This is a genomic window from Dyadobacter sp. 22481 (genome assembly GCF_052044875.1).
Classification (GTDB): Bacteria; Bacteroidota; Bacteroidia; order Cytophagales; family Spirosomataceae; genus Dyadobacter; species Dyadobacter endophyticus.
This window is the reverse complement of record NZ_JBQENV010000001.1, coordinates 1,365,505-1,388,495: the sequence shown is the minus strand read 5'-3', so window position 1 is coordinate 1,388,495 and position 22,991 is coordinate 1,365,505. Positions and strand designations below refer to the sequence as shown.

The 22,991-nt window shown below is 47.6% G+C and carries 18 protein-coding genes; 3 read left to right on the top strand and 15 right to left on the bottom strand.

Translation table 11 applies throughout. The features are described 5' to 3' along the window. Positions 1-399: 399 nt before the first annotated feature. The gene (locus tag ACTJJJ_RS05390) at positions 400-2,310 is read left to right on the top strand and encodes a gliding motility-associated C-terminal domain-containing protein (protein ID WP_440701614.1); all 1,911 of its coding nucleotides are present in this window, start codon (positions 400-402) and stop codon (positions 2,308-2,310) included. A 34-nt stretch (positions 2,311-2,344) separates the two neighbouring features. On the opposite strand, the gene ACTJJJ_RS05385 is transcribed toward ACTJJJ_RS05390, so the two are convergent. Further along, positions 2,345-2,734, bottom strand: a complete 390-nt coding sequence (locus ACTJJJ_RS05385) for a helix-turn-helix transcriptional regulator (protein ID WP_188929858.1) — start codon at positions 2,732-2,734, stop codon at positions 2,345-2,347. A 239-nt stretch (positions 2,735-2,973) separates the two neighbouring features. Beyond that, entirely contained in the window at positions 2,974-3,789 is an 816-nt protein-coding gene (locus ACTJJJ_RS05380) for a 2,3,4,5-tetrahydropyridine-2,6-dicarboxylate N-succinyltransferase (RefSeq protein ID WP_426294512.1), read from the bottom strand. A gap of 383 nt (positions 3,790-4,172) precedes the next feature. Here ACTJJJ_RS05380 and gap point away from each other — a divergent pair, with 383 nt between their 5' ends. Next, the gene (gene gap / locus ACTJJJ_RS05375) at positions 4,173-5,186 is read left to right on the top strand and encodes a type I glyceraldehyde-3-phosphate dehydrogenase (RefSeq protein WP_188929862.1); all 1,014 of its coding nucleotides are present in this window, start codon (positions 4,173-4,175) and stop codon (positions 5,184-5,186) included. A gap of 67 nt (positions 5,187-5,253) precedes the next feature. Here gap and trmB read toward each other — a convergent pair whose 3' ends face one another. The 7 genes from trmB to ACTJJJ_RS05340 all read right to left on the bottom strand — a co-directional run bounded on the left by trmB (position 5,254) and on the right by ACTJJJ_RS05340 (position 14,504). Next, complete coding sequence (gene trmB / locus ACTJJJ_RS05370; RefSeq protein ID WP_188929864.1) at positions 5,254-5,913, bottom strand: tRNA (guanosine(46)-N7)-methyltransferase TrmB; 660 nt, start codon at positions 5,911-5,913, stop codon at positions 5,254-5,256. Between the two features lie 14 nt (positions 5,914-5,927). Further along, positions 5,928-7,229, bottom strand: coding sequence for a bifunctional folylpolyglutamate synthase/dihydrofolate synthase (locus ACTJJJ_RS05365; protein WP_426294513.1), 1,302 nt, complete (start codon positions 7,227-7,229; stop codon positions 5,928-5,930). Between the two features lie 7 nt (positions 7,230-7,236). After that, on the bottom strand, positions 7,237-8,163 hold the full coding sequence (locus ACTJJJ_RS05360; RefSeq protein ID WP_426294514.1) for a hypothetical protein: 927 nt from the start codon (positions 8,161-8,163) through the stop codon (positions 7,237-7,239). A 106-nt stretch (positions 8,164-8,269) separates the two neighbouring features. After that, on the bottom strand, positions 8,270-9,337 hold the full coding sequence (locus tag ACTJJJ_RS05355) for an SPOR domain-containing protein (RefSeq protein WP_426294515.1): 1,068 nt from the start codon (positions 9,335-9,337) through the stop codon (positions 8,270-8,272). 30 nt (positions 9,338-9,367) lie between these two features. Beyond that, positions 9,368-11,038 (bottom strand): TonB-dependent receptor, encoded by a 1,671-nt coding sequence (locus ACTJJJ_RS05350; protein WP_188929872.1) that lies wholly within the window; start codon positions 11,036-11,038, stop codon positions 9,368-9,370. A gap of 42 nt (positions 11,039-11,080) precedes the next feature. After that, positions 11,081-14,092: a tetratricopeptide repeat protein gene (locus tag ACTJJJ_RS05345; protein WP_426294516.1), complete on the bottom strand. Its 3,012-nt coding sequence runs from the start codon at positions 14,090-14,092 to the stop codon at positions 11,081-11,083. Positions 14,093-14,252: 160 nt separating this feature from the next. Further along, positions 14,253-14,504: a hypothetical protein gene (locus ACTJJJ_RS05340; RefSeq protein ID WP_188929876.1), complete on the bottom strand. Its 252-nt coding sequence runs from the start codon at positions 14,502-14,504 to the stop codon at positions 14,253-14,255. Between the two features lie 28 nt (positions 14,505-14,532). On the opposite strand from ACTJJJ_RS05340, the gene ACTJJJ_RS05335 reads away from it, so the two are divergent. Continuing rightward, positions 14,533-15,567 (top strand): tetratricopeptide repeat protein, encoded by a 1,035-nt coding sequence (locus ACTJJJ_RS05335; protein WP_426294517.1) that lies wholly within the window; start codon positions 14,533-14,535, stop codon positions 15,565-15,567. 5 nt (positions 15,568-15,572) lie between these two features. Here ACTJJJ_RS05335 and menD read toward each other — a convergent pair whose 3' ends face one another. The 6 genes from menD to ACTJJJ_RS05305 form a co-directional block, all read right to left on the bottom strand. Further along, complete coding sequence (gene menD / locus ACTJJJ_RS05330) at positions 15,573-17,282, bottom strand: 2-succinyl-5-enolpyruvyl-6-hydroxy-3-cyclohexene-1-carboxylic-acid synthase (RefSeq protein WP_426294518.1); 1,710 nt, start codon at positions 17,280-17,282, stop codon at positions 15,573-15,575. An 83-nt stretch (positions 17,283-17,365) separates the two neighbouring features. Next, positions 17,366-18,229, bottom strand: coding sequence for a sigma-70 family RNA polymerase sigma factor (locus ACTJJJ_RS05325; RefSeq protein WP_015810559.1), 864 nt, complete (start codon positions 18,227-18,229; stop codon positions 17,366-17,368). A gap of 65 nt (positions 18,230-18,294) precedes the next feature. Beyond that, positions 18,295-20,436, bottom strand: a complete 2,142-nt coding sequence (pnp, locus tag ACTJJJ_RS05320) for a polyribonucleotide nucleotidyltransferase (RefSeq protein WP_426294519.1) — start codon at positions 20,434-20,436, stop codon at positions 18,295-18,297. Between the two features lie 112 nt (positions 20,437-20,548). Continuing rightward, positions 20,549-20,824 carry a 30S ribosomal protein S15 gene (gene rpsO, locus ACTJJJ_RS05315; RefSeq protein WP_031527901.1) on the bottom strand — a complete coding sequence of 92 codons (276 nt, stop codon included), beginning with the start codon at positions 20,822-20,824 and terminating at the stop codon, positions 20,549-20,551. Between the two features lie 103 nt (positions 20,825-20,927). Next, complete coding sequence (locus ACTJJJ_RS05310) at positions 20,928-22,424, bottom strand: LptF/LptG family permease (RefSeq protein ID WP_188929884.1); 1,497 nt, start codon at positions 22,422-22,424, stop codon at positions 20,928-20,930. Beyond that, positions 22,424-22,816 (bottom strand): START-like domain-containing protein, encoded by a 393-nt coding sequence (locus tag ACTJJJ_RS05305; protein ID WP_188929886.1) that lies wholly within the window; start codon positions 22,814-22,816, stop codon positions 22,424-22,426. The genes ACTJJJ_RS05310 and ACTJJJ_RS05305 overlap by 1 nt, the downstream gene beginning before the upstream one ends. Between the last annotated feature and the right edge of the window lie 175 nt (positions 22,817-22,991).

The following is a 22,991-nucleotide window of genomic DNA, read 5'->3' as shown; positions in this document are numbered from 1 at the left end:
GGATTGGAATAGTTAAAATGATTTGACCTGCAAAATGGGCTTCACGTGCTGTTTTTTGTCATAGGCAGTTGGTTTTGAGTAGAACGCGTGGCCGGAGTGGCCGGAAAGAATAATAAAATTCAAATATGTTGCCGGGAGCAAAAGTGGTTGGGCATCAGGTACATATCATTTTTAATGTTTGATATGTACAATTAATGATTTGAATTATATTATTTGCAATAGTATTGGTATTTGAATTCCATACTATCCTGTGCTGTCCGGTATGGGCCAAAAATTGCAAACCGGCTACAATTAAATTACCGCTTGCTGCCGGCAGCAAAATTTAATCAATGCCTAATCTCGTGATATAGTGTAATTTGAGTATTTTCGAGCATCGGACTTCATCAAAACACGCTCTGTATGTTGAAAGGTCTACGGTTCCGACTGCTTCTTTTTGCCGTGCTGGGGTGGTTTACACCGTTAACTTACGCGAATCATATTGTTGGCGGCGAGTTACAGATGAAGCCGGCAGGTCCTCGCGGTCAGTTCGAAATCTCGCTCATCCAGTTCTGGGATCAAAACAATCTGATAATACCCACAGCTGATAATGGCGGCAATCGGGACGAGCGTGCTGATTTGTATATTTACCAGAAAAGTAACAGGCGTTATAAAGCCACGGTAAGGCTTGCCTATCTCAGCACAGAGCAGATCACCTACCAAAACCGGGCTTGTGCAAGCAGCCGTTCGTTGAACACTTCCATTGGATATTACAAAGGATCGATATATCTCGACCCTGCCGATTATAGTGACCCCGGCGGATACTATATTGTATGGGAGCGCTGCTGTCGCAATGATGATATCAACAATATCAAAGAACCGGGAGATAACGGAATGGTATTTTACCTGGAATTCCCACCCCTTTCCATCCCGAACTCATCTCCGGAATTCGTCGCGCCCAATGGTAGCTACATCTGCGCCAACAAGGCTTTTTCTATGGGAATGAGCGCCACCGATGCGGACGGTGATGAATTGCGTTATTCGCTCGTGACGCCAATGCGCGGCACCACCACCCCGGGCGTGACAACAGGCGATAGTATTTCGAAGAGCGTTTACCCTCTGATAACGTGGTCGAACGGTGTTAGTTTGTCCAATGTCATCCCCGGACCTAAACCGCTGCATATTGATGCCGCGGGCAAACTGACAGTTACCGCTAATGCCCTTGGCTTATATGTATTTACCGTCCAATGCGAAGAATTCCGGAATGGGAAGCGGATCGGCCTTGTCCGCAGAGACTTTCAATTGTTGGTGATCGATTGCAGCGACGATCAGCCGGAGCCACCGGTGATCAAGATGGACGGCAATGACGTATCCGAAGTGAGTTTTTGCCCGGAAGCCCCCGTGGAGCTTCATACCGATAGTGCGACGGATTGGTCCTACCAATGGCAGCTCAACGGGCTCAACATTCCCGGCGCGACCGGGGCCAGCATTATGGTGCAGGACTCGGGCAATTATTCGGTGGTGAAGAGTTACACGAGGAAGTGTTCGCGGGATACGGCATCGTCTATCGTACACGCGACGTTTACGAATCCGCTTCCGGCGGTGATCTCGGCAAAAAAGCAAATGCTCTGTGCCAACGATTCGATCGTGTTGCTTGCTAATGGAGGGGTTACAACACCCGGGGAACATTTATCATGGTACAATGGGGCCGTTCTGCTAGAACCCAAGGGACCCGGGCTGGCGGTGAAAGAGCCGGGCACATATATATTGACGATCGACGACGAGATACCGGGCTGTGCAGGAAAGGATACGATGGAAATTGGCCGCGAGGAATTTTCCGTTGCGTTGCCCGAAAAGAAGGGGATTCCCGAAGGCACGAATGGTACGGTTATTCCGCTGCTCAGTCCCGAGGCTCTAACATATGCATATGCCTGGTCGCCGCCTGATGGTTTGCTATCCCCGGCAAGCGAGAAGGTTGCCACTATTACGCCCGTGCAACCGGAACAGCTGTACCATCTGCGCGTGACGTCGTTGAGCGGCTGTGTTACCGAGGATAGCGTGTTGGTATATATGATCAAGCCGCTGTTTATCCCATCGTCCTTTACCCCGAACGGCGACGGTCACAATGATACATTCCAGGTCTTTAATGGGAAAGAGCGAATCGAGCAGATGCGGATTTACAACCGTTGGGGAGAGCTCATTTTCCAGTCCCGTGGTTACGACCAAGCGTGGGATGGTACTTACAAGAATTCCCCCGTGCCTGCGGGTAGTTATCCCTACATTATCAAGACACCAGAGCATGAAATCACGGGCACGGTACTGATTTTGAAGTAAACCCAGCATTTTTGAATCCCACCTCCCCATTTTGTCACCCTTGTTTAAACTCCTGAAAAGTGCCGTCTGAATAAAAAATAAGCACTTTTTCGATCTTTTTTTCGGGTAAAACAGGCGGTTTTTCTTTCGCTACAATCGGTTGTGCGGGCTGGGGCGCAGGAATTGTTTTTTTACGCGATTCTATGACGGGTTCATTTGCGGCTTCCGGGGCAATTACCGGCAGCGGCACGTCGTCGAGAATCCAGTTTATTCCCAAATCGGGAAAGCGCTTTATAATTTTCTGCACCATATCCAGACTCGGCTTGTTGCGCCCCGCAAGTATATGTGACATGCTCGAACGCTGTATGCCTATTTCATCCGCGAAGAGCGATGGTGTGATATTTTTGTCAACCAGTATCTGTTTAATTTTATCAGTAAGATCCATGCTATGATTTATAATTGTTATTACAAAAGTAAATTAATGTACTTTGTTAAACAACTATAAATGTAAATTAGCAATGTGTCTGTTGATTTAATTAATTAAACAATAAGATTGCATTTTTTAAATTGTGTGTCAGGATTAGTGATAGATATTTGTAAACTACTGGTTTGCGCAAAAAATAAGTGCGACACGAAGATCTCATGTCGCACTCAGGTTGTGTTATTCGGGAATTATTCGGCGAACTATACGGCTACGCTATTGTCGCGGAGGGCTTCGTTCAGGGAAGTTTTGAGGTCCGTGCTTGGTTTACGCTTGCCGATGATCAGGGCGCAAGGTACGTGATAGGTGCCTGCGGCAAATTCTTTCGGCAGTGTGCCGGGAATCACAACACAGTCCTCAGGTACATATCCCTTATATTCGACAGGCTCGCTACCGGTAACGTCGATGATTTTCGAGCTGCCGGTAATCGTTACTCCGGCACCCAAAACCGCTCTTTTTCCAATGCGGGCGCCTTCCACGACAATGCAACGTGAACCGATAAACGCACCGTCTTCAATAATGACGGGTGCCGCCTGAACGGGTTCGAGTACCCCTCCTATTCCTACGCCACCGCTTAGGTGAACGTTCTTTCCAATTTGCGCACAACTTCCCACTGTTGCCCAGGTATCGACCATCGTGCCTTCATCGATATAGGCACCGATGTTTACATAAGATGGCATTAGTACCACGCCTTTGGAAATATAGGCACCGTATCTGGCTACGGCCGGCGGGACTACTCTCACTCCTAGCTGCTCGTAACCCGATTTTAGTTTCATTTTATCATGGTATTCGAAAATGCCAACTTCGCTAACCTGCATCTGCTGGATTGGGAAGTAAAGAATGATCGCTTTTTTTAGCGCTTCGTTAACAATCCACCCGCCGTTAGCATCCGGTTCTGCTACGCGAAGCCGTCCTTTGTCTACCTCTTCAATTATATCGCGGATAAAGTTCTTTGCTGATTCTTCTTTCAATAATTCCCGGTTGGCCCAGTAATTTTCAATTTGGTTAGCGAAATCCATGTTAAATTATAAAGTTAATAAAATGCATTTAAAGTGCTGTATATCAATCTGTTATATATATTTTCGACACAAAACAGATGAGTAATCATATTTAATCAAAGAGACGAGCTTTGTAAGATCACCAATCCCCAGAACCCTACTACAATATTATAGGTTATAACAGTAACATCAAAGTAAAAACAAAACAGAATCGACCGATGTGTTACCATTATAATTAGCAAAATCAAAAATGAAAACACTAAATTTTAGCATTTTTTAGTAATTTGCTAACTTAGATGGTAATATTTTATCTATTTGCTTAGTTCCTTATATTTCTGTTCAATGCTTTTCATCCGCAGACATTTTTATTAATATTGCGGCTGAAATAACCAATCTACCTCGATATGTCAAAAGTAAAAGTCGCAATCAATGGATTTGGCCGTATCGGCCGCCTTGTTTACCGTCAAATCTATAACATGGAGGGCATCGATATCGTAGCCATCAATGATTTGACAAGTCCAAAAGTATTAGCACATCTTCTTAAATACGATACTGCACAAGGACGTTTCGACGCAGATGTTAAGCCTACCGACAATTCAATTGTGGTCAACGGTGAAAACATCGTTATTTATGCGCAACGTGACCCTGCACAAATTCCCTGGGCTCAACATGATGTTGATGTCGTTCTGGAATGTACAGGTTTCTTTACCAGTGCAGAATCTGCTGGCGCGCACATTAAGGCGGGTGCTAAAAAAGTGGTTATCTCCGCTCCTGCTACCGGTGACCTGAAAACAATCGTGTTCAATGTGAACCACGACATCCTTGACGGCACTGAAACCATCATCAGCGGTGCCTCTTGTACCACCAACTGTCTTGCTCCAATGGCGCAGGTGTTGGAAAACAAATTTGGCATCGTAAACGGCTTGATGACAACCATCCACGCCTACACCAACGACCAGAACACCCAGGATGCACCACATCCGAAAGGTGATTTGAGAAGAGCGAGAGCAGCTGCTCAAAACATCGTTCCCAACAGCACAGGTGCTGCAAAAGCAATCGGCCTGGTATTGCCTTCTTTGAAAGGTAAATTGGACGGTTCTGCTCAGCGTGTTCCTACGCTAACAGGTTCGTTAACCGAATTGACAGTTGTTTTGGGCCGCGAAACCACTGTTGAAGAAATCAATGCTGAAATGAAAGCTGCTGCTAACGAAAGCTACGGCTACACAGAAGACGAAATCGTGAGCAGCGATATCATCGGTATCAGCTACGGTTCATTGTTCGACGCTACGCAGACTCGCGTTCAAAAAGTAGGTGACGTTCAGCTTGTTAGAACCGTTTCATGGTATGATAACGAAATGTCATACGTGTCTCAGCTCGTGAGAACCGTTTACTACTTCGCTGGTTTGATCCAGAAGTAACAGGCATTTAATACGAAAAGGCCCGTTCCGGCAAAAGCTGGAACGGGCCTTTTCTTTGCAATAGGGTCTAGGCCAATTGCGCTTTAATGTATTTGATGGTGTAGCCTTTGGCGGTGAAAATGGCTTCGTAATGAGTACGCACACCGTGGTGCTCGTCCAGCAAATGCGACTGGTACAAATCGTCGGTATGCTCGATGATTTTAAAATTCGACGCCTCTTCGATGGTCTGCAAAGTATATTCGTAAAGGAACGTGCTGTCTGTTTTAAGAAAAAACATGCCCCCTTCTTTTAAAAATGCAGCATATTTAGCTAAAAACTCGGGGTTAGTAAGCCGGTACTTCTCATTGCGGTCGCGCACTTGCGGATCGGGATGAATAAGCCAGATCTCGCTTAATTCCCCATTGTCAAAAAACTCGTGCGAATATTGGATACCTGCCCGGAGGAAAGCTACATTGGATAAATTATGCTCGGAAGCCAACGCACTGCCACGCGCAATCCGGTCGCCTTTGATATCGACGCCAATAAAATTCTTTTCAGGAAATTTCCGGCCAAGTCCGACCGTATATTCACCTTTCCCGCAGGCCAGTTCCACCACAATCGGGCCTTCATTATTAAAATATAGCTTGTTCCAGTTGCCTTTTACTTCTGAATAAAGCGATTTTCCTGCCTGAACTACATTTTCTGCCTGCTCACTAAACCTGTAATGATCTAATTTTCTTCTTGCCATTATACTTTAATACGCTATAAACTTTCAATATCTGCGACTACAAAGGTACTACCGCCAACGTAAATTGCGTCCTCCGGAGCAGAATCCTTAATGGCCGCTGCCAGCGCTTCGTTTACGTTTCCGAAGGTTTTGCCTACCAAACCGTGTTCAAGCGCCCTGGATTGCAATTCTTGGGCTTTCAACGCCCTCATGTTGGATGGTTGGCAAAAGTAATACTGCGCATCTTGCGGAAACAACGACAGCATCGTTGAAATGTCCTTATCACCGACAAAACCGACGACAAACCGCTTCCTTCCTCTGCAAACCGTCTCGAACTGTGCCAGGGTTATCGTGAGACCAGCCGTGTTATGGGCCGTATCACAATACACGTCGGGATTTTGGCGTAACTGCTGCCATCGTCCTTTCAGCCCTGTGATCGCGCTTACCGACTTTAACGCACTTCTTATCGAATCATCGGTTATTTTCCAGCCTTTTAATGCAAGTACATCGCAGGCCGCCCAAACGCCGGCTATGTTTTTTAACTGGTAAGCTCCTGTGAGATCGGCCGCCAGCCTTCCTGAAACGATCGCTCCCGAAGCCTTGTCCCTCACATCGACGAGCATTTGACCGTCTAGCAATGCCACAAAGTCTACTTCGATCACCTCGGAGGCAAAAATCAGAGGGGCATCGGCAGCCGCGGCGGCGGCATTAATCACATTGGAGATCTCGTCATTCTGATACTCACTTACGACTACCGGAATACCACTTTTGATAATCCCGGCCTTTTCACCCGCGATTTTGCCGAGCGTGTCGCCCAAAAACTGCATATGATCAAAACTGATGTTGGTAATGACCGACAGCTCCGGCGTAATGATGTTAGTCGAATCCAGCCTGCCGCCCATGCCCACCTCGATCACCGCTACATCCACGTTAGCCTTCTCAAAGTAGGAAAATGCCATCGCTACGGTGACTTCGAAGAACGATGGTGACAATCTATCAATGTTAGATTTTTGATCATCGACAAACTGAATGATGAATTCTTCGGGTACACAAGCTCCATTTACACGAATGCGCTCACGAAAATCCTTCAAATGAGGCGAAGTATATAGTCCAACCCGGTATCCCGACTCTTGCAGGACCGCTGCCAGCATGTGCGAGGTACTTCCCTTTCCGTTGGTACCCGCAATGTGGATGGTGGGATATTTGTCCTGGGGATCGCCCAGAGATTTACATAATTCCCGGGTAGTATGAAGGCCCGGCTTGAAAGCACGGGCCCCGATATTCTGAAAAACCGGTAATCTTTCGTAGAGATACCCGATCGTTTCCTGATATGTCATTTAAATATTAACGTGAACGTATTTTAAAAGTGATGGTACCGATCGACTCGTCCGGTACATTGGCCGACTTGGGCACGAAAGTGAGGTCTCTGACAGCGCTTTTGTATTTGTTGACTACCGCATAATCGGTAACAGTCGTTGCCTGGGTGATCACACTTTTCACGCGGCCGTTTCTGTCGACAGTAATTTTGAATGTAATATCGCCCGTGGCGTCTGAATTATCATCTACAACAGGTCTTCTCGACCAGCTCCATCCCGACAGGTTAAGCCCCACATTGGTTCCTCCGCCGCCGCCTTCCCCTTTGTAGGTTTTGGCAAAAAGGCTGCCGGTTTTAGATCCTTTGTCGCCTACTCCTTCCGCATCGTCGCCGTTATTGTTACCGCCAATGCCTGTTTTGGTACCGTTTGTACCGTTGCTCCCCGATTTGCTACCGGATGATTTGCTGAACAATGCGTCCTTATTAACCGCCTTTTCAGGCGCTGGCTTCACTACCGGTGCCGAAGCATTTTCGCTTCCTGTCGATTTTTTAACGTCAGTCTTCTCAGGCGCCTCCACCGGGCTCTCTACCTTAGAAGTGATGGCAGGCTTCTCAGCGACGGTTTTTGTGGGCTTTGGCGACTCTATTTTAGGCGGTGTGGGAGGCGTCGGTTTCGGTGTCGCTACCGATTTCACTTTCTTCACCTCGTCGGCGTCCGCTTTCATGTTTTCCGCGACCTTGCTGTCGTTCGGCTTGTTATAGGTCTGAACATCCCCTTTTCCCACTTTGCTCGTCCCGTAGTTCACTTCCACGAACAATTCCATAGGTTCCACTTTTGGGATGGAGGAGCTGAGCCGGATGAAGAAGAATAGGGCCAGCATAGCAGCAGTGATCCCAAAGGACCATGCCCATGATATTGCGATTCGCTGCCGGTCTTCTGCCTGTAATGTGATCATTTTATCAAAATGGGTTTTTCTTTCGGAAAACGTAAAAGTAGTAAAAAACGTATGCAACAAAAAAGGAGGCCAAAGACCTCCTTTCTCTATTTTCAGGTTTAAAACCTCATTTTTTCTTATAAACCCAGCCCGGTTCACCGATAACCGCTTTGAGTTGTGCGGATGCGCGGTATGCATCGGTTTCATTGTCAAATCCATCCACGGCTACCTTCACTTTCTTGCTGCGCTCGTCGCTCGGGATAATCAATGCTTTTGTAAATCCTTTTTTCGTCAGTTCAGCAAGCAAAACATTTGCCTGTTTCGTTCCCTTGAATGCACCGGCTATTACGTAAAACTTCGCGGAAGCCACATTCGCAGGTTTTGCCTCTGCGACCGCGGGAATCGGTGCGGGGGTAGTCACCACCGTTTCAGGGGTATTTGAAACTGCTGAATCCGCCGGCATCGAGTCTACTTTTGCAACAACCACTTCGGCAACCGGTGCCGGCTTAGGTGTTTCAACCTGCTCGCTGGCTACCACCGTTGTTCCGGCAGCCTCTTTCCGGCTGAACATCTCCGCAAACGGGTTTAACGTGCTTTTGATATATTCGTTCTCGGTATTTACCAGGAAAAAGCTCAATCCACAAAGCAGACCGGCTATTACTGCCGCGGCAGCCCAGCCCGTCCAGCGACGCGGCCTTGCTTCTGCTTCCAGTTCAACCAATTCAACGTCATCGCTGATGTATTGTGCCGAATTCAATACGGCCACCGGGCGCGCCTGTACCTCAGCGGCTTTCACCTTCTCGAAGCCGTACCATTCGTCTTTAAAGTACTTACCAGTGTTAGGTTCAAATACCAGCTTTCCTTCTACGTTTTGCTTGAATTCGCCAATGCCGGTAATGCTCGCCTCTCCGTTTACGTCCAGGCCCGATCTCAGACGATCCGTATAGCCTTTGATGTAATCCACCGCATCCGCGTGGGTCACTTTCTCATGGCGCGAAATGTAATTCGCCAGCAGCCCGTCGTCCAGTTTCAGGTACTCATTAAATGCCAGCCTCTTGACAGGCGGTGCGAAAATGCCCGAATTACCGTCATAAACCGCCGGTACCTGATGCGAAAGCAAGGCACCGAAGCCGGGAATGATCACGAATTCGTATTCTCCAATGAGTTTCCGAATGACTGTTTCGACTGCTATCATGAAGCAAAGTTTGGTGTTAACTCAGCGAAGTTAAAAAGAAAATGACAATCCCGCAATAAAGTTCAGCCCCTGCTGCGGGTAGTATTGATATCGCTGATAGTTTTTGCCTAACACATTGTTCAGGTTCACAAATGCAGAGAAGTTCCTGGTTAACAGGTAGTCGATTTTAAGATTCAGATCCGCGATCACCGGCAATTTGGTAACCTCGCCAGTCTGAAAATTTTTCGCTTTCAGGCCCCTCAGCATATAAAAATCAGCAGTAACAAAGAGCTTTTTACTGATGGTAAGGGCATTGAACCAGTTCAAAGTAAGATCGGGACGGTGCCAGGGCTCTTCTACTTTATCTACGGCGTAATCAAAGAAATTGGCTTTGAGCGAGGTCTTGAACAACTCGTTGAAATTGTATCCCGCCTGAGCGGAAATCGTCAGCACCTTTGTTTTGCCCGGGTCGAAAATGGCCGAGAAACGGGACGTATCCGAGAGCGAGTTGTTATAGGAATAAAAATTCTTGTAAGAGGTGTAGGCCACTTTACCTTCGTAATTAATCCCTGTACCCGTCTCTCCTTTAACACCTGCGCTGATATCCGACGTTTTTTCGGTATTCATGACTAGCACGTTCGGCCCCAGCCACTGGTTTTCACTCAGCATACTTCTCAATGTGTTCCGGACAATATCGCCATTCCAGCCAGCAAAAATGTGGACGCCTGAAAATGGTGTCACATCCAGGTTAACCGCCGGAAATGCTTTCGTCCGGTTGATATCGAGCTGGCTATCTGTCTCATTCACCGCATTAATACCCGCCGAAACCGAGAACATCTCGTTCACGTACTTGAAAGTAGGTTTAACACGGAAGAGGTTACGGTTATAAGTAAAGTAATCGACGCGCTGCGATACGTAGGCGTCTGCTTCGAGTAAGGCAAAGAACGTCTCAGAAATGGGTACCGAGGCGGTCAGGTTCGTTCCCCAGTCGATTTCAGACGCATTGTAGCGGTCTTTCAAAGTGTTCAACCCAGTTTTCACCGAGTAATCCACTAATACAGAAGCATCAGTGTTCTCGAATCCGAGGTTAAACCCAAATTGGTTGATCGTTTGCCGGATCGTATCGCGGTTCACAACAACGCCTTCGGGCTGGGGCTTGTAGCCGTAGAAATAATAGTTTTTACGATCAAAATTAAAGCCTGCATCGACTTTATACTTCGAGCGGATATATTTCCCGCCGATTTTGAAACTCGTGGCTGCATTGGCTGAATTTTTACCATCCACCGGGCCGTTGGCCGCCGAGAGGTGTTTCAGCTGCGTTGTAAATGCAAGGTCTTCCTTCGGCCTTCCTCCAACAAATATCTCGCCCAAAAACCGCCCGTAATTACCGCCACCTGCTTTTACATAATTGTTCAGCACATCGGGCTCGTCCTTGCGGCTTTGCTCGTCAGAGGAGGCCGGCACGGCCGGGGTTAGTTTCGGGGAGGCAATATTGATTTCCGGGTCGACGATCTGGTACGAAACTTTCTTCTTACCCGTTTCGCCTTTCACAGGCTGCACTTTGTCGAAAACCCGGTCGGCCGGGGCAAATTCAATGCTTTTGTCCTTTAAGATTTCGTAAGTCTGGCTTTCAATCTCTCCCCGCTGTGCGATCGCGAACTGGGACGAGAAGCCCAGCGCCAGCAAAAACAATGAGGAACGTAATATCTTGGAATGCGTCATGGATAACGAGTTTTTCTGTTTAATGAAACCGTAATTCACGGGTTATTTTTCAATTTTGTTCAACTTCTCCTTCGCCAGTTCAACCGCTTCCTTGTCATCGGAATTCTCGATAATGGAGTTAAGCGTGGCTTTCGCCTGAACCTTCTCGTTCATGCCCAGGTACACATCCGCAAGCAGAATGAACGAGCGCGCACGCCAGAAGTCGTACCCTTCGAAATTTTTGCCCATATCAATAATGGCAGTTTCCGCTTCCTTGTATTTCTTCTCTTTGTAAAGGACCATCGCCGACCAATATGCCGCTTCCGCACCATACTCATCTTTGGAAGAAGTCGATACTTTCCTGAATTCCTCGCCGGCCTTTTTCAAATCGCCCTTCTCGTAGGGTACTTTTCCGAGGTAGAGCTGCGCCTTGCCCAGGCTCGCCGGAACGATATTGCCCATGCTGATGATCTCCTTCGCATAATACAGCGTCGAGTCGTAGCTCTTCAACGTGAAGTAGGTATCCATCAGGCCTGTCCACGCGGTAGCCTGATCCTTCTTGTTTTCGGCATTGCGCGAAAGCACCCGGAAACTCGTTACCGCGTTATTAAAGTTGCCGCGACCGATTTCCAATTCCGCCGAACGTTGCGCTGCTGCACCTACAAACTGCGAACGGTTTTGTTGAACCACTTTACTGTAATATTGAAGCGCTTCATTCACCCGGTTTGTCTTATCATAGGACGATGCAATGAAGTAGGTCGCGTCATACTGATGTTTGCTGGCCGGATAGCTTTGCAGAAACGCCTGCAATGCAGTAATCGCATTCTCGTACTTCTCCGCATAATACAAGTTCCGCACGTTATCAAATTCAACGCCTTCCAGTTTATCGTTGCCCGGATTGTTTTTACGGACAACACCCAGCACCTGGTTAAACTCTTCCGGACGTCCTACGGCAGAATAACTCTCCTGGATACCTTCCAAAGCACTTTCTGCCGATGGAGAATCGGCGTATTCCGTCAGGATCTTGCGAAAATCGACGATCGCCTGCTCATACACCTGCAAGTTGTAGTACGACTGCGCCCGACGAAGCAAAGCGGCCGGGATCAGCGTGCTCTTCGGCTTTTCGTTGACCAGCCGGGTAAAACCCTTCACAGCGGCCGAATAGCTCTGATTTTGGAAATCGATGTCCGCGAGCTGGAAATATGCATTGTCCAGATGCTTGGATTGCGGGTACTGGCTGATCAGTAACTCGAATTGCCGCTTAGCTTCGGCCTCGCGGTTCATGTATACGTACGCGCGAGCCTTTTGGAAGAGCGCGTAATCTTTATCGACTTTGCCTTTCGCAGCAACTTGCTCATAAGTGCGGATCGCCTCGTTGTAATTCTTGGCAGCCAGGTAACAGTCGGCCAGCCTCGCGTGCGCGTCTTCGATCATGTCAGCCTCCATTCCTTCGATATTGTTGGTGAAGTCGCGGAAGTACGGCAGCGCTTGGCTGTATTTCTTTTGGTTATAATAAATGTATCCCAAAGCATACAGGCTCTTTCTGGCATAAATACCTGCTTTGGGATTCTTGGCAATCTGGTTGTATAACGCAGCGGCTTCGTCCACACGCTTCAAACCGTAAACCGATTCCGCTTTATAGAATGATGCCGAATTGAAAAGCTCTACATCGATCGGGTATTTCAGTGACTTCTCGAACATTTCAATGGCCTGCTCAAAGCGGCCCGCATTAAAATCCGTCACGCCCTGGTTGTATGTCAGCCGCTGATACGTACTATTTAATTTAGCATTGCGCGTTTTCAGCCCCTCAATGTACTTTATGGCTTGCGAACTGTTGCTGGCGCTGGCATATCCTTCGGCCACTAACTCGGTGGCTTCTTCCGTATGCTTGCTCTCGGGGTACTTCGTCATGTAATTACTGAGCTCTTTCACCGCATCGGCGTTATTGCCCATTTCCAGCTGCACTTTCGCATGGTTGTAAGTAGCTTCTTCCTTCACCACCTGGTTGAAGTCCAATGACGCCGCATTACCGAATGACGTTAAAGCATTGCTTAAATTAGTCGTCTTTAAGTTGCTGATTCCCAGTATATATGAAGCGTACTGCGAAACAGAATCTTTGCCGTTTCCAATTGGCTTTAATGAAGCAATTGCCCCTTCAAAATTATTGTTGCGGAACTGCGCATGCCCGTAGTGCAAAGCAACCGATGGAGGCATCGCGCCGGGCTTCATACGCTTGTAGCGCTCGTATGACTTCACTGCATTAGCATAGTCTCCTTTCTCATAGTACACCTCCGCGACGTACAAGGCCACATCATCCAGCTTGGTATTACCGCGCTGTGCGCCTAAGATACGTTCGCCATATGCCAGGAGCTCGTCAAATTTTTTGAGTTGGTAGAGCGAAGAAATGATCCAGTTTGGTGCCTCATTCTTATAATAAGGATGCTCCTCGATCCGCTTGAAATCCTGGTAAGCTTCCTCGAAGTTATTTTTCTGATAGTTGATCACACCAGCATGAAAAGAGGCGTCGCCCGCATTCTCGAATCCCGCTTCACTTTTCACCTGATTGAACAACGGAAGTGCAAGATCCGGCTGCTTCGTATTATAATATGCCATCGCAAGCCGGTAGGTGCTTTCCAGCCTCCCCGCTCCTGCCCCCGGCAGATCTACCGCCTTTTCCAGGTATGTAATGGCCTTTTCGTAGTTACCGCTTTCATAATAGTATTTACCCAAATCGCTGTAAATAAGCTGCGCTTTGGGGTGTTCCGCGTGGTTCTTAACAAACCTGTCGACTTGCACCTCGGCCTCTGGGTAATTGAGGTATAGCCCCGTCACAGCCACATAATACTCGGCTGTAACCTTATTATAGTCGCTCGTGCTGAGCAACTTATCCTGCGAATTCAGGAACTCGCCGAATTCCTGCCTTGCAGCCACGTAGTTGGACTTTGCGTAATATTCGAGGCCGTTGCGAAAGTGTGCTTCCGGCTCCGTAATACTAAGCGTATTCTGGGCTACTACGGAAGACGCGCCTACACATACAAACATGCCGATGGTGGAGGCGCTGCGTTTAAAAACCATAGATACTGAGTTGGTGGAGTTTTGAATTAAGTTGTTGTGGTGTGCCATATCCTGACAAAAGAATATTTTGGTCCTCACTTACCGCTTAAAATTGTTTGCTATCTAACGAAAAGCGTACTAAAACCGTATACGTCCGCTAATCAGAAATAGGCGTAATGGGCTAAAAAAGCACATTATGGCGTATCAGCGAGCCGTTAAAATCCCCGTGCATCGCATCGAACCGCGACGCTACCGCATTGGTGAAGTCTTCGTCCATGCAAACTTCGAGCTCGTCCGTGGAAGCAACTTCGTAATCATCGATTTTGTAAGTTTGCTCATACATACCCGACTCTATTCTGATGATGTACTTACTGTTCCATTGATAAAGACCGATTTTGAAGCGAGGGTTAGGAATGTCTTTAATGTAGCGCATAACTGGTGTTCTTACTATTACTAATCATATGTTATTCAAATTCAATACGTTAATCCGGCTATTTTTTTTAGTACTAATCTTATTCAACTGTACAAGTCAGAGTAAAAAGGATGCTGCCGATTTTTTCCTGAAAGGCAACCAGGCTCTTAGTCAAAAGAACTATGCCGAGGCAATAAGGCTATATGACGAAGCGATTGCCAAAAATGCAGATTTTTCGGACGCCTATCTCAACAAGGGGATAACTTTGTTGAAATTGGGGCGCGGTGAAGATGCCTACGAGATTTTGACAGAAGCGATCCGCATTGACCCTACTTTGACACAAGCAAATCTCGTGCGGTCGGAAGCAGCACTGGATTTGGGCAGGTTGAGAGAGGCTCGGGAAGATTTGGCGCAAATTGAAAAGCAATATCAGGACTCCACTCGTTTCCATCTTGCGAAAGGGAACCTCCACGACGCAGAAGGGAACCCCTCCCTTGCCATTCCGGAATATGATGCCGCGCTCCGGTTGAACAAAACAAACGTGGAGGCGTACGTGAACCGCGGCGCCGTGTATTACCGGATGGGATCCTATTCGGAAGCCAGGTTAGATTTTGAGAGCGCAATAACCCTCGATCCCGCACAACCGCAGGCGCTGAATAACCTGGGACTCATCGCTTCAAAAAACAGGCAATGGCCACAAGCCATCACATACTTCGACCAGGTGCTGAGCCATGACCCTGCCGAACCCTATTCGCTCAACAACAAGGCGTATGCATTGCTTCAAACCGGAAAAGCGGACGAAGCCCGCGAGCTCATCGAAAGATCACTGGACAAATTGCCGAAAAACGGCTACGCGCTGCGCAACCTGGGCATCTATTATCAGCAGAAAGGGAATACCGCAGAAGCGCTGAAAGCATTCAGCAGGGCCATCGAAATTGCGCAGCCTGTGGAATCACTCTATGGATTGACCGGGCAGGCTTATATGTCGGAAAAAAACCTTGCAGAAGCGTGTAAAATTTGGAAGCAGGGAGTCGTGCTGAAAGACTCCCTGGCAACGGCCGAAGCGGCCAAATACTGCCGGTAGGATCGCTAATGCAGGGCGCGTTTGAGCTCCCGCCAAGCCCTTGTATTTTCGACGGGATCGGTAAAACCTTCGAGTAAGGCGATCCCGTCGAAATCCAGAAAATTCTGAATAACGATATCAATTTCTTCCTTGCCGGAAACTCCGAAATATGCAATTCCAGAATCCTCGCACGTACGCTGCGCGGAGAATGAATGCCTGGTCTCAAAAAATGTTTCCAGTTCCGGTAAGCTTCCCGGGCCGTCGATCATCCGGAATATGTTCCCACCCGCATTGTTCAGCACAACGATTTTCAAGTTTCGGGGCAGATCGTCGATCAGCAAGCCGTTCCGGTCGTAAAGGAAAGCTACGTCGCCTACGATCAGCAGTGTCGATCTACCGGTCACGCGTGCCGCGCCTATCGCCGTGCTTACACAGCCATCGATCCCGCTCGTTCCCCTATTCGCGAATACCCCCGACCATTCGTTTTCAGTGGCAAGCAAATTAGCATAGCGCACAGACATACTGTTAGCTATATGTAACTGATGCTGGCTTTTAATATATTTAAATATGATATCTAACAAAGATAGGTCATTGAACATTGTTAGGTTTTTCACGATTTCATGCTTCTTCTGCCGCGCATTTCGCTCGTTTTGCAGCCATAACGTATGAAATGCGGTGTCGTGCCCCAAGTCTGAATTCTCGACAAAGGACTGGTAATCAAGTTTTTCGAATAGCTTTTCGAAAAATGATGCCGCTTTTCCCGGAATATCCCTGGTTACCGACTGGAACGGGTCGGCCAGAAACGCGTCTTCGCCCAGGTGCCAATGGTATTTAGGGGGATTTTTTCGAATGAATAGCTTGAATTCCTTCGAAAGGAACGACATTCCGAATGTGATCAGCAGATCCGGCCGGAGGTTCTCAACATCTTTTGTACCCAAAAACAAGTCATGATGACGTATGAATTCCCTGCCCGACAAGTTGGCGATGCAGTCGCCCAAGACGGGAATCTGCCACTCCTCGTTAATGCGGGTCAATACGGTATTCAATGCGCTGTCGGGCTTGCCCTGTCCGCCTGCAATGAGGATATTGGATGCGTTCTCCCATTCATCAAGCAATTCTTCCCAGACCGTTTGCGGCCATACTGCCTCGTTTTCCTGCCTTTTAATAACCCTAACCTGATCCGAAGGCCTGAAATCCTCGCCGGAAGACGGGTAAAACGGCTCACGGATCGGCACATTGATGTGCACCGGGCCATTTGGAGCAATCGAAGCCAGATTAACCGCCTCATTGGTGACCCGGTTGATCGCCCATTGCACGTCCGGGTGCTGATAATCGGGCGAAATCTCAAAGGAGCGCTTTACATGCTGACCGAAAATGCCTGTTTGATAGATCGTTTGGCCATCATATTGGTGCTGCCACTCCTTAGGCCTGTCGGCCGTGAGAACCAGCAGCGGAACCTGCTGGAAAAATGCCTCAGAAACGGCCGGAGCGAAGTTGTAGGCCGCGCTACCCGAGGTGCATATCAAAACCACGGGAGAATCGATTTGCTGGGCTATCCCGAGGGCAATAAAGCCCGCCGAACGTTCGTCGATGCAGACATGGGGCTGAAAGCCGCCGTGACGCACAAATGCGAGCGTCAATGCTGCGCTGCGGGAGCCCGGAGAAATTACGACGTGGCGAATCCCCTGCTGAAAGCAGATTTCGGCCATGTCGATCAAAGGTTGTAAAATAGCCATGGAAAACTTCCTTGTCTGAAAATGAAAATAGCCTCCCGAAAGAGGCTATTAAAGTAATTAGAAGGTTTGCATTTCGAGATGCATTAACCCAAATAGGTTTTCAAAGCTTTGCTTCTGGAAACGTGACGCAATCTGCGGATCGCTTTTTCTTTGATCTGGCGTACGCGTTCACGTGTGAGGTTGAACTTCTCCCCGATCTCCTCCAAAGTCATCGCATGCTCGCCATTCAGCCCGAAATACAAGGCAATTACGTCTGCTTCGCGTTGCGTAAGCGTGCACAATGCGCGCTGCACCTCTTTGCGAAGCGATTCGTTCACCAGTCCCGAATCCGGTTTGTCTTCCAGGTCGTTTTCAAGCACGTCCAAAAGGCTGTTTTCTTCGCCTTGTACGAATGGAGCGTCCATGGATACGTGGCGACCGGAAATCTTCATGGTATCAACTACCTCCGATGAAGAAATTTCCAGTACTTCCGCCAATTCTTCTGGTGACGGTTCACGTTCGAAACGTTGTTCCAGTTCCGAGAAAGTCTTTGAAATTTTGTTCAAAGAACCTACACGGTTGAGGGGTAAACGTACGATACGCGACTGCTCTGCCAATGCTTGCAGGATCGATTGACGGATCCACCAAACTGCGTATGAAATGAATTTAAAACCTCTTGTTTCGTCGAAACGCTGTGCTGCTTTGATCAGACCGAGGTTACCCTCGTTGATCAGGTCACCCAACGATAAGCCTTGATTTTGATATTGCTTTGCAACTGACACCACGAAGCGCAGGTTCGCTTTGGTCAAACGTTCCAAAGCCAACTGGTCTCCATCCCTGATTTTCTGAGCTAACGTCACCTCCTCATCCGGCGTTAGCAAATCCACCTTACCGATCTCCTGCAAATATTTATCTAATGACTGACTTTCACGGTTGGTAATTTGCTTACTGATCTTTAGCTGTCTCATCTATGTCTTTATTAAGTATGTTATATAACGACGTTTTTACCGTTCCTGCCTAGAAGAACACTGAATTAATCTTTTTTGTTCTCAGGCTTTGGTAACAATACTTTGCGTGAAAGGCGGTATTTTCCAGTTTTCTTATCGATTTCGACCAGCTTGACCTGCACCTCTTCTCCTACTTCCAGAACGCCGTCCATTTTTTCGAGGCGCTCCCACTTGATCTCGGAAATGTGCAATAAGCCATCTTTACCTGGAAGGAACTCTACAAAGGCTCCGAATGGCATGATCGACTTCACTTTGCCGGAATAGATTTCACCGATCTCAGGTACCAGAATGATGCCTTTAACCCGTGCAACCGCCTTATCCATGGAAGTCTTATCAGCAGAGAATATACTTACGAACCCTGCGCCGTCTTTCTCTTCGATGGAGATCGTTGCGCCGGACTCTTTCTGAATATCCTGAACCACTTTTCCGCCTGGCCCGATCACAGCACCGATCATCTCGCGATCGATTTTGATCACGATAGCACGTGGTGTATGAGGTTTCAGGTCAGCACGGCTTTCGGTGATGGTTTTGTTCATCTCACCAAGAATGTGCAGACGACCCGCTTTGGCTTGCATCAATGCCTCAGTCAATACTTCAAATGAAAGGCCGTTCACCTTCATATCCATCTGGCAGGCAGTGATACCCTGCTCTGTTCCGGTTACTTTGAAGTCCATATCGCCCAGGTGGTCTTCGTCACCAAGGATATCGGAAAGAACCGCATACTTGCCGGTTGCTTCATCCGAGATAAGACCCATTGCGATACCGGATACCGGTGCTTTGATTTTCAGACCTGAGTCCATCAATGCCAGAGATCCTGCACAAACGGTCGCCATAGACGACGAACCATTCGATTCAAGAATGTCGGATACGATACGGATGGTGTACGGGTTATCCTCCACTGGCGGCAACACTTTTTTGAGTGCACGCAATGCGAGGTTACCGTGCCCTACCTCACGACGGCCAGGACCGCGGTTTGGCTTCACTTCGCCGGTTGAGAAACCCGGGAAGTTGTAGTGCAAAAGGAATTTGCTGTAACCGTATTTCAATGGGGTATCGATGATCTGTTCGTCCTGCTTGGTACCAAGCGTTACGGTAGTCAGCGATTGTGTTTCCCCGCGTGTGAAGAGCGCGGAACCGTGTGCATTAGGCAGGAAATCGATTTCCGAAGCGATCTGACGTACTTCGTCGAGTTTACGGCCGTCAAGGCGCGTTCTTTCGTCGAGTACCAGGCGGCGTGATGCTTCCCAAACCAGGTCGTTGAAATATCGCTTCGCGAGCCCTTCGTTAAACTCCGGTTTCTCCTCTTCTGTAATAGTTGTTTTGAATTCTTCCCAAACAGCTTTGAAACCGTCTTTTCTAACTGTTTTGTTAGTAGAACCCAACTGCGTTACCGCATATATTTTGCCATAAGCAAACTCGCGCAGACGTGCTTCAAGCGCTTCGTCGGCAGGGTCGCCTACATATTCTCTTTTTTCAGTTTTGCCAACAGCCGCTTCGAATTCCTTCAACGCAGCGCATTGGTCTTTGATAACTGCGTGTGCTATTTTCAGCGCCTCGATCACTTCCTCTTCCGATACTTCGCTCATTTCACCTTCCACCATCGCGATATCGTTATACGTCGCGCCTACCATCAGGTCGAGCGTTGCATTTGCCAGCGCAGTCGTTCCCGGGTTGATCACATATTCGCCATCGATTTTAGCAACGCGAACTTCCGAAACCGGCCCGCCGAAAGGAATATCCGATGCCGCCAATGCAGCCGATGCCGCCAATGCAGCCAATGCATCCGGCAATGCTTCTGCATCAGCAGAGATCAAAAGAATGTTTACCTGTACTTCTGCGTGGTAATCCTCAGGGAAAAGCGGACGCAATACGCGGTCCACCAGACGGCTTGTCAACACTTCGTGGTCAGACAGCTTGCCCTCCCGGCGCTGAAAGCTTCCCGGGATACGTCCCGCTGATGCGAATTTCTCCTGATAGTCGACTGACAATGGCAGAAAGTCGAGGCCTTCCTTAATATCCTTGTTAGCAACAACCGTAGCCAACAACATGGTGTTACCCATTCTGACTACCACCGATCCGTCGGCTTGCTTGGCTAATTTTCCTGTTTCGATTGTGATTTCCCTGCCGTCCGGTAAGGTTATAGTCTTGGTAACTATATTAAAGAGCATAGAATATTGTTTTTTGTAGCTGTGAGACGCCGTCCTGACGCCCCGGTAAGTTCTTGTTTTTTCCGCAAAAAATCAGGGAACTTTCACATATGTAAAGTTCCCTGATTTCAAATTACTTACGTATGTTCAATTCGGCGATGATCGCACGGTAGCGATTGATGTCTTTTTTGTAAAGATAATCCAACAATCTTCTGCGCTTTCCTACCATTTTGAGGAGGCCCAGACGTGTATCATTATCTTTCTTGTGCGTTTTGAGGTGCTCGTTCAGATAATTGATACGGTACGTAAATAAAGCAATTTGTGATTCAGCAGAGCCGGTGTCACCGCTCTCCTTTTTAAAACCTTTCGATTCGAAGATCTCGCTCTTCTTTTCCGCGGTTAAATACATGATTGTAACAACAGATTAAAGTGATATGTAGTAATCACGGCACCTTGCCGCAAATAAAGTTGCAAAAGTAGGCTTTTTAAACCGGTTTTTAAAATAATTTAAATTAATTATGAGTGATAAGCTCCGTTTTCCCGAATCTACTTGCCCATTTGGACTTAATTCTTTTGAAGAACATCTGGTAAACATCCTTTTCGAACAACCGTGAATCGCTCCGAGCGCGCTCAATAAAGTAAATACCCGTCGCAAACAGGAGCGTGTTGGCCATCCACGCACCGATCGGAACCGCCACCAGTCCTTCCTTCACCCATTTATCGCCCTGATTTGTCAGTACATACAACAGAATAAAGAACAGGATCGAAACCAGCACGGGTACGCCGAACCCGCCTTTCTTGATAATAGCTCCCAATGGCGCGCCGATCAGGAACATGATCAGGCAGGAAAGCGCCTGGGTGAATTTGTGGTGCCTTTCCAGTTCGTACTTACTCGCGTCCTTCAATTTCGTCTGCAAATAGTCTTGCTGCGACTTAATATAGCTCAACATACTGTTTGATGCCGCCTTGGTATTCATCAGGATATCCTTTTTCAAACTGTCCGAAACAGGCTTCGCGAGCAGCGAGTCGATCCATTTACCGCTCTTGAGCGTTTTATCGGTGCCTTCGCGGTAGTTGTAGGAATAATATTGCTGACTGCCTGAAACAAGGTTTTTCTTTGTTTCCTGGTAGGAAGTACGTAACGAATCCGCTGTTGCCGTCAAATCGCTGATGTTCTTCATAAATTCGTGGTATTTGAACTGCCCTTCGTCCGTCCGCTTCATTCCAAACGACGCAAGACTTTCCGTAAGGCGGTAATGCCTGAACGACTGACGGTTAAAATTGGAATAGGGAGTCTGCGAACCGGCGGGCGATGCAATATAAACGGGTCGAGAGCTTCCCGAAGCTTGCTCGTCCGTGTAACGGGTACCGTTGTAAAGCTCGATCACCAGATAACGGTTCTCATTAATGGAGAACATTCTGCCCGAATCTGCCAGGATAATCTCTGTATTCCCCAATTCGTACGACCGGCTGTTGTGTATATAGATCACCATGCCGATCATCTTGCCGTTGTCCAGCTTTTCGTCGACCTTGATGCTATACCCGGGCAAATCATTGTAAAATATCCCCTCTTTAATTTTTAATGTAGCTTTCGTGGTTTTGATGTCATACAGCAGACTATACCCTTTCAGGTTAGCCCAGGGCGAAACGCGGTCGTTAAAATAAAAGGAGAAGATGCTGATTCCGACAGCCACGATAAACATCGGCAACATGGCGCGCACTACGGAAATACCGGCGCTTTTGATGGCCGTAAGTTCAAAGAATTCGCCCAGGTTGCCAAAAGCCATCAGGGAAGACAGCAGCATTGCCAGCGGTAATGCCGTGGGCACGGTAATGAGGCTGAAAAAGAAGAATAGTTGTGCATAGTCCATGACGTTCAGGTCCTTCGACACGAAGTCATCTATGTAAAAGATCATGATCCGCATCAGGAAGACGAACACCACAACCGACATTGTAATCACAAAAGGTCCCCAAAAGGACGTTAAAATAAGCTTATCCAGCTTTTTCATCAACTACCTACTATTTCTCTTAAATTATCAATAAATCCCTCCCACAATGAATGAAGCTCGTCCTTGTCTCGATTCGACGAATAGTCGATCACGCGTAAAAAGGTTGTCTGGGTTAACTCGCTAACTTCTAATTTTAGTTCCAAATGGTTGTTATCAAGATTGTCGTCACTCGTGTCCTCAAAATCGAAACGCACCGCCTTGTTGATCCGCAAACCGGTTTGTCGGGCAATATGGCTGTCGCCGTCCCATTGAAAATCGAAACGGTGATCGGGCAGCACAGTCACTTTCTCGGCAAACCATTGTTGCAGTCCCGAGGGTGTGGAAATATATGGAAAGAGAACTTTAGGGGAGGAACGCAATTCAAATTCGGTAACAAATTTATATTTTTCCATATGTGCTGAAATTAAAGGTGCGGCCTCGTTAGCCTTGCCTTATGTGCTGATTTAAAAGTTGTAATATAATATAAATCGACAATAAATGCGTGTAAATATAAATTTGTTGTTTCAAAATTATGCGGAATTTACGTTAAAAATGGGCAAACGGGTTGCATCGTAATATTCTTTAACA